Here is an 11415-nt window from a genome sequence, read left to right as displayed (position 1 = left end):
GACATGCGCAACCTCGACCAGCACACCATCACCGACGCCGTCCTGGCCCGCCAGGCCGCCACGGCCGACCCGCGGCTCAAACGCATCCTGGACAGCCTCGTGCGCCACCTGCACGCCTTCGCGCGCGACGTGGAGCTGACCGAGGAGGAGTGGTTCCAGGGCATCGCCTTCCTCACGCGCTGCGGCCACATCACCGATGACCGGCGCCAGGAGTTCATCCTGCTGTCGGACGTGCTGGGCCTGTCCATGCTGACCGTGGCGCAGAACAACGACAAGCCGGCCGGCTGCACCGAGGCGACCGTGTTCGGCCCCTTCCACGTGGAAGGCGCGCCGCACTACGACCTGGGCGCGGACATCTCCCACGGCGCGCGCGGCATCCCCTGCCTGGTGCGCGGCACGGTGCGCGGCCCGGATGGCGAGCCGGTGCCCCACGCGCACATCGACGTCTGGCAGTCGGACGAGGACGGCCTCTACGACGTGCAGCACGAGGGCCTCGGCCATGCGCAGGCGCGCGGCATTCTGCATTCCGACGCCGAGGGCCGCTACCACTTCCGCTCCATTCTGGCCGTGCCCTACGCGATTCCGCACGACGGCCCGGTGGGCGACCTGCTGACGGCCACCGGGCGCCACCCCTGGCGGCCCGCGCACCTGCACTTCCTCATCGAGGCGAAGGGCTACGAGCGGCTCATCACCCACGTGTTCCGCAGCGACGACGCCTACCTCGACTCGGACGCCGTGTTCGGCGTGCGGCAGTCGCTGATCGCCGACTGGAAGCCGCAGCCCGACGGCAGCTACCTGGTCGAGTACGACTTCGTCCTGAACCGCGCCCCCGCGGAGGGGTCATGAAGGACTTTGTCTACGACTGCGCGCCCGCGCGCGTGGTGTTCGGGCCCGGGTCGCTGGGCCACCTGGAGCGCGAGATCGACCTGCTGGGCACCCGGCGCGCGCTGGTGCTCTCCACGCCCGAGCAGCGGGCCCAGGCCGAGGGGGTCGCCGCCCGCCTAGGCGACCGCGCCCCGGGCGGCACCAGCGCCGGCCGCGCTGTTCGACCTGGGCCGAGACCTTGGCGCGCCGACGGCGCTGCGCGGCATCGGCATGCGCGAGGCCGACCTCGACCGCGCTGCCGATCTCGCCGTCAGCAATCCCTACTGGAATCCCCGCGGGATCGGCCCGGCGCAGCGCGCAGCGATCCGGCAACTGCTCCAGGACGCCTTCGACGGAACGCGTCCGGCCTGAGGTTCGGCGCCCCGGCCCGGGACACGGACGTTCCGGGACGCGGCCGCACGCTCCCCCCTGGCGGGGGCGGCGGCAGGGCGCGCGCCCAGATCACGAGAAGAGACGACCCATAACGACACAGGAGACATATCCATGCCATTCCTTCCATCCCGCCGCGCGGCCCGCATGCTTCGGGCGGCCGCCATTGGCGCATGCGTTCCCGCCGCCTGGGCGCAGGGCAGCGTCACGCTCTACGGTCGCGTTGACGGGGCCGTCTACTCGCAGTCGCGCTCCCATCCCAATGCGAACCAGTGGAGCCTCACCTCGGACACGAACTACTTCGGCTTGCGTGGCCAGGAGGACCTCGGCCAGGGACGCAAGGCGGTCTTCAAGCTGGAGAGCCAGTTCGACGTGTCCTCGGGCGCATCGAACAGCGCCCCTTCTTCAACCGCGAGTCCTACGTGGGGCTGTCCGATCCGCGGCTCGGCACCCTGCAGCTGGGCTCGGTCTGGGGGCCGTTCCTCTGGCCCACGTCGAAGTCCGACGCCTTCGGCCGCGCGCAGCTCGGCGCGTTGCAGACGATGACGCAGGGCGCGCCCAACCGCGGCTACACGCTGCTGCTCAACAACGCGGTGCACTACGCCACGCCGCAGTTCGGTGGGCTGCTGGGGCGTCTCTATATCCAGTCGGGCGAAGGCGCCTCTACGCCGGACGGGCCTAGGACAGTGTGCTGATCACGGGCGCCAGCGTGGGCCTGCCCGATGCGGCCGTGCGCACCAAGACCCTGGGGCTCGGCGCGTCCTACGACTTCGGTGCCGTGCGGCTCTACGGCTACGCGCAGCGCAACCAGGTGCTCGGGCTCGGCGATGCCGACTCGGTCAACGCCAGCGCGGCCGTCCCGATGGGCGCGGGCGAGGTTCGCCTGGCCGCCGGTCGCTGGAGTCGTCTGGGCGACGCCGGCGCGAAGCGGCTGGCCCTGGGCTATGCGCACTTCCTCTCCAGGCGTACCCAGGTCTATGCCGCGCTCGCCAGGCTGAGCAACGAAGGCCGTTCCACGCTGATGTGGTTCCCGATCAGCCAGGACTCTCCTCGGCCGTGGCGGGGCGGGACGTGCGCTCGTTCGGCGTGGGCATCCGCCACATGTTTTAGTACTGGGACCCGGAAATATCGGAACGTGAAAGCGCGTCTTCTTACCCAGGGCGGCGTTGCGTTGCGCGCGAATCCATCGCTTTCACCCTGTTCCTCTATTTCGGGGCTGCAGCACCAGCCGCCGGCGTGCAGCGCCGCTTGCGCGGGCCGCCCCTGCCTGCTCCGGCTGGCGCGATGCGGGCCTGTGCCCGGTCCAGCCAGGCCAGTGTGTCGGTATGGGCGACGAAGTGGTGCAGGTAGCCTGGCGCAACCTCGTGCATCAGTGCCAGCGCCCGATGGGTCAGGTGCAGCGAATTGAGCGGGCCGGCATTCGGCGGCACCTGGGCGAGCGACTGGCGCAGGCGCTGCTCGGTGCCCAGCCGCGCCCAGGTGCTGCGAAAGCGCTGCAGCGTGCGCAACTCGAGTGGGCTGGCCAGGGTGGCCGTGGGCTCGGCTGGCGGCGACTGGCGGCGGATATCCGCCAGCAACCGGGCGAGCGGGTTGTCCCTGCGAGGGGCTTCCTGCGGTGGCGATGGCGCCGCCGCCTGCAAGGCCTCGGCGTAGGTGTGGATCCGCTGCGCGAGCCGCGATTCGACCTGAGCACGGGCCGGTCCGGTCAACACCTCCGACCGGCGTGCCAGCGCCTCGATCGTGCGGAAGCGCAGCGGGTCGTGCGCATCGGCGCCGCTGTCGCGCCAGGCCGCCAGCGTCTCGGCTGTGGTGGGAGCCTCTGGCGCGTTCACGACTTCGCCGGGCGGGGCATGGGCGCCATCTCGACGCGCCGGTTCTTGGCACGACCCTCGGCGTCGGCATTGGAGGCCACGGCCTGCTCGGCGCCGAAGGCGGCGGCGAATACCGACGAGGCGGGGATGCCGGCTTCGATCAGCGCGCGCGTCACGGTCAGTGCGCGCTGGGCCGACAGCTCCCAGTTGTCGGCGAAGCGGCGGTTGCTGTCGCGCATCTGCCGGTCGTCAGTGAAGCCGCTGACCATCAGGATCTCGCCGCGCGCGGCCAGGTAGCCGGAGAGCGGCTCGGCCAGGCTGCGCAGCAGCTGCCGGCCCTCGGGCTGCAGTTCGTCGGAATTGAAGGCGAACAGCACGCTGCCGCGGATGCCGATGCGCCCGCCGGCCAGCGTGACGCGGCCGGCGGCCAGCGGTGCGGCCAGGGCCTGCTCCAGGGCCTCGCGGCGCTGCGTTTCCTGCTGCCGCTGGTGAACTTCGCTCTCCAGCCTGCCGGTCAGCTCGAACTGCATGCCCAGGGCGCAGACCAGCACCAGCACGAAGGCGCCGAGCATGCCGGCCATCAGGTCGCCGAAGGCGGCCCAGGCCGGCGCGGCCAGGTCGGCGGTGGATTCGACGTCGTCGCTCATCGTTGCCGCTGCCTCAGGCTGCCGCTGCCGGGCGCCGGTCGGCCAGTTGCTGGAGTTCGTCGATCACCTGCTTCTGCGCCGACAGGCTCAGGTCGATCACCTCGCGCGCCTGGGCCACGTAGTAGGCCGGCTGCTCGTCGCTGCGTGCCATCGATTGGCCCAGCGCCGTCTCGATGCGCTGCAGCTGCGCGACCAGCTTCTCGTTGGACTGGCCGAACCGGTCTACCGCGGCGCCGAAGGCCTCGCCCAGGCTGGCGACCTCGACCGCGCTGCCGGTGAGCTGCGCGGCGGCATCGGTGAGCATGCTGCCCTGGGTTTCGACGGTCTGCGCGAAGTGGTTGCCGGCGCGCTCCAGCAGGGCGGATGTCGCGTTCACCAGCGCGTCGATGGCGCCGCGCTGTTCGGTGGATGCATGGTTCACCGCGTCGAGCAGGGTGGAGAGCGTGCCGAGCACGCGGCTGCGTTCCTCCAGCATCGTGTTGTCGCGTGCCATGCTGTCCGACAGCTGCTGGCGCAGTTCGCCGATCACCTCGGCGGCGGCGCGCGGCGCTTCGGCCGCGACCTGCACCAGGCGCGCGACCTCGGCCACGGTGGCCTCGGCCTGGGCATGGGTGCGCGTGGCCAGTTCGTCCACGCTGCGGGCCAGGGCATCGCCCTGGGCCTGCCAGCGCGCACTGTCCTGCGCATGGCCGTCCTGCCACTGCTGGCGCAGCGTGTCGGCCACGCCTTGCAGCGTACCGGCCCATCGGGTGAGGCGGGCCTCGTCCTGCGCCGCGAGGCGCTCCTGCAGCGCGGCATGCGACTGCCCGAGGGTGCTGGCAAACGCGGTCGCCTGCTGTTCGAACGCCGCTGCCGCGGCCGCGAGCGCCGCGCGCGCTTCGGCCGACAGGGCCTCGGCGCCGGCGGACTGCTTCTCCAGCGCCTGGCGCCAGCTGTCGGCGACCTGGCCGGTCGTGCCTTCGAGCTGCGCCGTCAGCCCGTCCACCAGGGCGGTCGAGCGTTGCGCAAAGCCGTCGGTGAAGCTTTCGAGCGCGCAGCGCAGCTGTGTGGCCGTGGCCTCGCCTGCGCGGCGGTGTTCGGCCAGGGCCTGCTGCCAAGCCGCGGTAAGCGCATCGGCGCCACCGGCCAGCTGGCCGACGCTGGCGTCGATGCGGGCCGCCACGGTGTCGACCAGTGCGGCGGAGCGGTTGTCGAACGTCTCGGCGAAGCCGGCGAGCGCTGCACGCAGCTGCTGCACGGTGGCATCGCTGGCGGCCTGGTGCTGGATGAGTGCCGTCTGCCAGCGCACTGCCACGGCGCCGGTGGCAGCGTCGAGCCCGGCCGTGCTCTGGTCCAGCCGGCCGGCGATGCGGTCCACCAGCGTGGTGGCGCGCTCGTCGAAGCCGTGGCTGAAGCCATCGAGCGCGGCGCGCAGTTCGGCGGCGGCCGCGGCGTTGCGGATGCGCTGTTCTTCCACGGCCGCCTGCCAGGATGCGGCGACCTGGCCGGTGGCTTCGGCGAAGCGGCTCGCCGTGCCGTCGAGCTGCCTCTGCACTGCGCGGGCCACGTTCTCGTGCAGGGCGGCCGCCTCGCGCGCGATGCCGGCCATGGCGGCCTCGGCCACCGGCTGCAGCGCCGCGCCGGCGGCGCGGGCGCCGTCGGCCAGACTCTGTTTGAGCGACGCATCGACCGAGCCGGCCAGCTGGGTGTAGGCGGCACTGGCTTCGCCGTGGAAGCGGTCCTGGCCGGCCAGCAGGCGGTCCTGCAGGGCCTGCTGCTGGCGCTCCATCGCCGCCATCCACTGGTCCAGGCGCTCGAACAGCGCGGGCGTCAGCTCGGCCTGGCGCTGCAGCAGGCGCAGCGATTCGTCGCGCTGCGCGGCTTCGTGGCGGGCGGGGAATGGACGACCAGCGTGTCGGCGATGCGGGCGTCGAGCAGCTGCGCGGCCTGCTGCCGCTCGCGGCGGGCCAGCGCCACCATCAGGCCCAGCATGGCCGATGCGCCCACGCCGGCGATCGACGCGCCGAAGGCCAGGCCCAGGCCGCGCACCGGGGCCGAGAGCGATGCGCGCACTGCCTGCAGATCGGCCGCGCTCTGCAGCGCCGCGCCCGTGCCCTGCAGCGTGACGACCATGCCGAGGAAGGTGCCGAGCATGCCCAGCAGCACCAGCAGGCCGGCCAGCGCCGGCGCCAGGGCGGGGCCGGGCAGGGCGACGCGCTGGCCTTCGATGCGCAGGCGCACGGCGTTGCGCAGCGAGGCATGCAGGCGCTCCAGCCAGGCGCCGAGGCGGCCTTCGGCCGGCGGCTCGGCCAGCGCTTGGACCAGCGTGGCGGTGGCCGCGCGGTAGCGGTGCAGTTCGAAGGCACCGGCCGCGTAGGCGGCGGCGATCACGGCGACGAAGACGACGGCCAGCGGCTGCGCGGCGAGGTAGCCGGCAGCGACCCAGCCGAGCAGGGCCAGCCCGGCGGCGAAGGCGGCGGGAAAGAGAAGACGGTTCATGCGCGAGAGGAAGAGTGCAGGGCCGCGAGCAGCCCGTCGATCGGTTGGCAGCGGAGGTCCAGCTCGGCCAGCAGCACGGCGCACAGGTCGCGGCGGAAGCGGTTCTGCCAGGCTTCTGCGGGCTGCGGAGCCGGTTCGGCGCCGTCGGTGGCCGCGGCGGCATCGCGCAGCCGGCGAAAGTGCCGCTCCAGCAGCGGCGGCACGGTGGTGGCGAGCAGATTGTGCTCCTGCGCGCCCAGGGCCTGTTCGATCACCGCATCCACCGCGGCCAGCCGCGCGAGCGGCGCCGGCGCGGCGGCGATGGCCGCGCGCAGGCGCTGGCGCAGCGCGGCGATGGCCAGCTCCATCGCCTGCTGGCGGCCCAGGTAGTAGCGGCGGTAGGGCGGGAAATCGGTGGCGCCGTCGCGGCCCGAGCCGAGCGCGCGGTCGTTGCCGTCCAGCGTCTTCGCGAGCGTGGCGCGCACCTTGGCGTAGTCGGCCCGCAGCACCGCGGCGTCGTTCTCCGCGTCCGGCGGGGCCACGGGGGCGGAGCCGTCGAGCGCGCCCGACAGCGCGATCGCGTCCGTCCAGCCGAGCCACTGGCTCAGCCGGTCGGTGAAGGATTGGCGGGAAGCCCCGGCATCGTCGCCGGCCAGCGGTGCCAGCAGGCGCACCAGGGCCGAACCCGTGATGCCGGACGCCACCGCCGGCTGCTGGGTGCGTGCCATGGGTGCCGGAATGGAAAAAACCGGGCAGTCTACACGGGCCGCCGGGGCGCGCGCCCCTGGACGCCTGTCACCAACTGCAAAGGGTGGCGCCGGATGCTGGTAGATACCCCGGCATGGATGGTCCGTATGTGCCCTTCAGTCGCCCGCTGCAGGCCTATACCCCTCCAGGTCGCCCAGGCGCCAGGCGCGCAGTTCGGCGGCCAGCCGGTCAAACTCGGCCAGCAGCGCCGCATCGGCCGCATAGAACACCGCGAACCTGCCCGAGAAGGTGCGCAGGTAGAGCCGCGGCGCCACCAGCCATTCGAGGCCGCGCACCCGCAGCACCTTGGCATAGGCCAGGTCGCCGAGTTCGAGGCGCTTGTGCCAGATCCAGCGCTGGCTCACCGCGGCGGCATCGACGCGGGTGCGGCTGCGCAGGATCGCGATCCAGGTCCAGCCCATGAGCACCAGTGCGGCGCCGAACCAGCCGATGCCCGAGCGCCCGCCGGCGCCCAGGCTGCCGGCGGGCCACAGCGAGAACATCCAGCCGGCGCAGCCGAAGACGATGGCGCTGGCCAGCAGCCGGAAGGCCGGCGAGAAGGCCGGGCCTTCCTGCACGCCTGCCGCCGGCGCGAAGCGAAACGGGCCGGCGGCCATCTAGTGCTTCTTCTCCTGGAGCGCATCCTCCAGCGCCTTGGCCGGGTCGTCGGCCGCGGGCGGCGCGTCGGGGCTGGCGGGCGCGGCCTCGCCCGGCATCTCCGGCGCGGCATCCTGGTCCTTCGCGTCCTCGTCCACCGGCACCTCGACCTGCACCTTGTCCACATCGATCACCTGCTCCTTGTCGAGGAAGACGGTGACCGTCTGCGGCACGAAGATCACGATGGCCACCAGCACCAGCTGCATCAGCACCCAGGGGATCGCGCCGAGGTAGATGTCGCTCGACTTCACCGGCGCCGGGATGCGCTTTTCCTTGAACAGCGTGTCGGCGATGCCGCGCAGGTAGAAGAGGGCGAAGCCGAACGGCGGGTGCATGAAGCTGGTCTGCATGTTCACGCACAGCAGCACGCCGAACCACACCAGGTCGATGCCGAGCTTGTGCGCCACCGGCCCGAGCATCGGCAGGATGATGAAGGCGATCTCGAAGAAGTCGAGGAAGAACGCGAGGAAGAAGATGAAGACGTTCACCGCGATCAGAAAGCCGATCTGCCCGCCGGGCAGGCCCGAGAGCATGTGCTCGACCCACAGCGCGCCGTCCACGCCCTGGAACACCATCGAGAACACCCGCGCGCCGATCAGGATGAAGACGACCATGGCGGTCAGCCGCATGGTGCCGACCATCGCGCTCCAGAGCAGGTCCCAGGTCAGGCGGCGGTGGATCGCCGCGAGCACCAGCGCGCCGACCACGCCCATGGCGCCGGCCTCGGTCGGCGTGGCGATGGCCGAGTCCATCCACGGCAGCCCGCCCATGGAGCCCAGCACCGCGAAGATCAGGAAGGCCGAGGGGATGATGCCGCGCAGGCATTTGATCCACAGCGCCAGCCCGCTCATGGTGCGCGCCTCCTTCGGAATGCCCGGGATGTAGTGCGGCCGGAACACGCCGAGCACGAAGGTGTAGCCCGCGAAGATCGCGATCTGCAGGATCGACGGCCCCCAGGCGCCCTTGTACATGTCGCCCACCGAGCGGCCGAGCTGGTCGGCCATGACGATCAGCACCAGCGACGGCGGCACCAACTGCGTGATCGTGCCCGAGGCCGCGAGCACGCCGGTGGCGTAGCGCATGTTGTAGCCGTAGCGCATCATCACCGGCAGCGAGATCAGCGCCATCGCGATCACCTGGCCCGCGACCGTGCCGGTGATCGCGCCGAGGATGAAGCCGACGATGATGACCGAGTAGCCCAGGCCGCCGCGCACCGTGCCGAACAGCTGGCCCATCGAGTCGAGCATGTCCTCGGCCAGCCCGCACTTCTCCAGGATCGCGCCCATGAAGGTGAAGAACGGGATCGCGAGCAGCAGCTCGTTGCTGAGGATGCCGAAGATGTTGATCGGCAGGTTCTGCATGAAGACCGGCGGGAACCAGCCCATCTCGATGGCGAAGAAGCCCGAGGCCATGCCCAGCGCCGCGAGCGAGAACGCCACCGGAAAGCCGATGAGCATGATGACGACCAGCCCCGCGAACATGAACGGGGCGAAGTTTTCCATTTGCATGATGGGCGCCCCTTTACTGGACCGGCTTCTCGTAGTGGACGTCCAGCTCGTAGCGGCCCGCGAGGAAGGCCAGGCGCTTGACGATCTCGGACAGCCCCTGCACGAACATGCAGCCGAAGCCCAGCGGCACCAGCAGCATCGCCGGCCAGCGGATCAGCCCGCCGGCGTTGCTCGACATCTCGCCGGAGCGGAGCATCGACAAAAACAGCGGCCACGACAGCCAGACCATCACCGCCATCACCGGCAGCAGGAAGAAGACGAGGCCGAGCAGGTCCACGATGACCGGGCCCCTGCCGCGCAGGCGGCCGTAGAAGATGTCCACGCGCACGTGCTCGTTGAGCTTGAGCACCACCGGCGCGCCCAGCATCACCGTGGCGGCGAACAGGTACCACTGGATCTCGAGCCAGCCGTTGGAGCTGATGTCGAAGCCGTAGCGCACCAGCGCGTTGCCGGCCGAGATGAGTGCTGCGGCCAGCACGGCCCAGGAGGCGAGCTGGCCCAGGCGGGCCGCGATCCAGTCGACGGCCAGGGCGAATCTGAGGAATGCCGACACGGCTTGTCTCCGTTGGGTGGGTGGTTGTGTCTTCTGTGCTTCGGCGGCCGGACGTGCGTCGTGTGCACGGCCGGGCCGGAACTGGCGCGGATGCTACGCCCGGGGGGCTGCAGGAAGCCTGACGCAAACGCCAGGATGCGGGTTTGTCCCAGGCTGGACCGGGCCGCGGCAGCCGTGCAATCCATGCTGGGGTATGTGCCGCAAGTGCCTGTGAAAATGGCGTATACAGAGGGTAGAGCGAGGAGTATGAAGACGCTGGCTACATCGCGCGGAACAGGCCGGCGTGCACCCGGCTGACCGCCAGCCGCTCGCTGCGGCCGTACAGCGCCAGGCGCAGCCGGCCGGCATCGTCGCGCTCCACCGTGCCGCGGTGCACCTGCCAGAAGACCTGCGGGTCGAGCCGCGGCTGCAGCTCGCGCAGCGGCGTGCGCAGCCAGTATTCGCCGGATGCGGCCAGCACCCGCACGTACTTGTCGGGCGCCTCGAAGGCCAGCACCTCGTCGATGACACCATGCGCACGGCGTTGCCGCCGGGCAGGCCGGCCTGGATGATCCGCAGTGGCTCGGCCACGGCGGCCGCGGGTTGCAGCAGCAGCGCGCGCAACTGGGCCAGCACCGCGTCGGGCACGGCGGCGCCGGCCTGCGGTGCGCGGGCCGCGAGCGCGGTCTGCACGCGCTCCACCGTGCGCGCCAGCCGGGCCGGCTGCACCGGCTTGAGCAGGTAGTCCACCGCCTGCGCGTCGAAGGCCTGCACGGCGTACTGGTCGTAGGCCGTCACGAAGACCAGGGCCGGGAACGGCCGGGCCGCGCCGTCCCAGGCATCGGCCAGCTCGGCCGCCGCGTCCAGCCCGCCCAGGCCCGGCATGCGGATGTCGAAAAACAGCACGTCCGGCGCCAGCGCCAGCGCAGCCTGCACGGCCGAACGGCCGTCGTCCACGCGCCGCAGCACCCGCAGCGCGGGCCAGGCGCGCGCCAGCCCGGCCGCGAGGGCCTCGGCCAGCAGGGGTTCGTCTTCGGCGATCAGGGCGGTCGGTGCGTTCATGCCGGTGGGGCATCCAGCGGCAGCCGCAGCGTGGCGACGGTGCCTTCGGATGTGTTGAATGCCAGCACCAGCATGGCTGCCCCGCCATAGACCGCGGCCAGCCGTTCGCGTATCTGGGTCAGGCCGAAGCGCGCTGCCGGAAGCGCTGCGGCGGCATCGTCGAGACCGGCGCCGGCGTCGATCACCTCGACGACGACTCCGCCCGCATCGGCGCGGGCGCGCACCGCGATGCGCCCGCCAGCCACCTGGGGCTCCATCCCGTGGCGCACTGAAGTTGCCCCCGATTCCTGGAGTGCATAGCCCCAACCCGGAGAATGCCGGGACGGGAGCATGAATTGAACGAGAAGCAAACGAGAGCGAAGTACACGCTGGAGTTCAAGCAGGAGGCCGTGCGGCAGGTCAAGGCCGGGCGTGCTGCGTCGGTCGTGGCCGCGACGCTGGGCATGCCCAAGGCGAGCTTGACGAACTGGGTCAGGGCTGATGCGAAGGGCCAGATGGTCGCAGTGCCTGAAGGCAAAGCAACGTCGCCAGCCATCACGCCGGAGCAGGCGGAGATTGCGCGGTTGCGAGCGCAGGTGGCGCGACTGACGATGGAGCGCGACATCGCAAAAAAAGCCGCGGCGTACTTTGCGCAGGACGTGCTGCAAGGTACGCCTGGATTCAATCGATGAAGGGACGCTGGCCGATCACGCTGATGTGCGAGGTCCTGTGGGTGAGCTCCAGCGGATATTTCCGATGGG

At 71.4% G+C, this 11415-nt stretch carries 9 protein-coding genes and 7 pseudogenes; 7 read left to right on the top strand and 9 right to left on the bottom strand.

Annotated features, from left to right (window positions below; all coding sequences use genetic code 11):
* Window positions 1–3: 3 nt before the first annotated feature.
* The 6 genes and pseudogenes from GAK38_RS15735 to GAK38_RS23970 form a co-directional block, all read left to right on the top strand.
* Window positions 4–846 (top strand): intradiol ring-cleavage dioxygenase, encoded by an 843-nt coding sequence (locus tag GAK38_RS15735; protein WP_325345726.1) that lies wholly within the window; start codon window positions 4–6, stop codon window positions 844–846.
* A pseudogene (locus GAK38_RS23980) lies at window positions 843–1022 on the top strand (maleylacetate reductase); the annotation flags it as partial. The gene GAK38_RS15735 and the pseudogene GAK38_RS23980, both read left to right, overlap by 4 nt.
* 7 nt (window positions 1023–1029) lie before the next feature.
* A pseudogene (locus GAK38_RS15730) lies at window positions 1030–1236 on the top strand (maleylacetate reductase); the annotation flags it as partial.
* Window positions 1237–1368: 132 nt separating this feature from the next.
* Window positions 1369–1632 (top strand): annotated as a pseudogene (locus tag GAK38_RS23975) (porin); the annotation flags it as partial.
* Window positions 1527–1949, top strand: a complete 423-nt coding sequence (locus GAK38_RS15725) for a porin (RefSeq protein ID WP_325345722.1) — start codon at window positions 1527–1529, stop codon at window positions 1947–1949. The pseudogene GAK38_RS23975 and the gene GAK38_RS15725, both read left to right, overlap by 106 nt.
* Window positions 1943–2251 (top strand): annotated as a pseudogene (locus GAK38_RS23970) (porin); the annotation flags it as partial. The gene GAK38_RS15725 and the pseudogene GAK38_RS23970, both read left to right, overlap by 7 nt.
* A 208-nt stretch (window positions 2252–2459) precedes the next feature.
* Here the strand turns inward: GAK38_RS23970 and GAK38_RS15720 are convergent.
* The 9 genes and pseudogenes from GAK38_RS15720 to GAK38_RS15680 form a co-directional block, all read right to left on the bottom strand.
* Entirely contained in the window at window positions 2460–3086 is a 627-nt protein-coding gene (locus tag GAK38_RS15720) for a DUF2894 domain-containing protein (protein ID WP_325345720.1), read from the bottom strand.
* Complete coding sequence (locus GAK38_RS15715; RefSeq protein WP_325345718.1) at window positions 3083–3712, bottom strand: OmpA family protein; 630 nt, start codon at window positions 3710–3712, stop codon at window positions 3083–3085. The genes GAK38_RS15720 and GAK38_RS15715 overlap by 4 nt, the downstream gene beginning before the upstream one ends.
* Before the next feature lie 13 nt (window positions 3713–3725).
* A pseudogene (locus GAK38_RS15710) lies at window positions 3726–6190 on the bottom strand (DUF802 domain-containing protein).
* A complete protein-coding gene (locus GAK38_RS15705; protein ID WP_325345716.1) occupies window positions 6187–6897 on the bottom strand; it encodes a DUF3348 family protein in 711 nt (236 codons plus the stop codon). Before GAK38_RS15705 ends, GAK38_RS15710 begins: the two are co-directional and overlap by 4 nt.
* A 135-nt stretch (window positions 6898–7032) precedes the next feature.
* Window positions 7033–7533, bottom strand: a complete 501-nt coding sequence (locus GAK38_RS15700) for a hypothetical protein (RefSeq protein WP_325345714.1) — start codon at window positions 7531–7533, stop codon at window positions 7033–7035.
* On the bottom strand, window positions 7534–9081 hold the full coding sequence (locus GAK38_RS15695) for a TRAP transporter large permease (protein ID WP_325345712.1): 1548 nt from the start codon (window positions 9079–9081) through the stop codon (window positions 7534–7536). It lies immediately after the preceding gene.
* A gap of 13 nt (window positions 9082–9094) precedes the next feature.
* Entirely contained in the window at window positions 9095–9634 is a 540-nt protein-coding gene (locus tag GAK38_RS15690) for a TRAP transporter small permease subunit (protein WP_325345710.1), read from the bottom strand.
* A gap of 259 nt (window positions 9635–9893) precedes the next feature.
* A pseudogene (locus GAK38_RS15685) lies at window positions 9894–10675 on the bottom strand (LytR/AlgR family response regulator transcription factor).
* Window positions 10672–10932, bottom strand: a complete 261-nt coding sequence (locus GAK38_RS15680; RefSeq protein ID WP_325345708.1) for a hypothetical protein — start codon at window positions 10930–10932, stop codon at window positions 10672–10674. Before GAK38_RS15680 ends, GAK38_RS15685 begins: the two are co-directional and overlap by 4 nt.
* 78 nt (window positions 10933–11010) lie before the next feature.
* Here GAK38_RS15680 and GAK38_RS15675 point away from each other — a divergent pair.
* Window positions 11011–11415, top strand: a pseudogene (locus GAK38_RS15675) (transposase); the annotation flags it as partial.

Origin of the sequence: Xylophilus sp. (genome assembly GCA_009914555.1) — a bacterium.
Taxonomy (GTDB): Bacteria; Pseudomonadota; Gammaproteobacteria; order Burkholderiales; family Burkholderiaceae_C; genus WNDY01.
The sequence above is the reverse complement of the archived record's forward strand: the minus strand, read 5'-3'. Positions and strand labels throughout refer to the sequence as shown.

Excerpts from the sequence above, each read along its gene's own strand:
- GAK38_RS15735 (WP_325345726.1), top strand. The coding sequence starts at position 4 with ATGCGCAACCTCGACCAGCACACCATCACCGACGCCGTCCTGGCCCGC.
- GAK38_RS15715 (WP_325345718.1), bottom strand. The coding sequence starts at position 3,712 with ATGAGCGACGACGTCGAATCCACCGCCGACCTGGCCGCGCCGGCCTGG.
- GAK38_RS15705 (WP_325345716.1), bottom strand. The coding sequence starts at position 6,897 with ATGGCACGCACCCAGCAGCCGGCGGTGGCGTCCGGCATCACGGGTTCG.
- GAK38_RS15700 (WP_325345714.1), bottom strand. The coding sequence starts at position 7,533 with ATGGCCGCCGGCCCGTTTCGCTTCGCGCCGGCGGCAGGCGTGCAGGAA.
- GAK38_RS15695 (WP_325345712.1), bottom strand. The coding sequence starts at position 9,081 with ATGCAAATGGAAAACTTCGCCCCGTTCATGTTCGCGGGGCTGGTCGTC.
- GAK38_RS15680 (WP_325345708.1), bottom strand. The coding sequence starts at position 10,932 with ATGGAGCCCCAGGTGGCTGGCGGGCGCATCGCGGTGCGCGCCCGCGCC.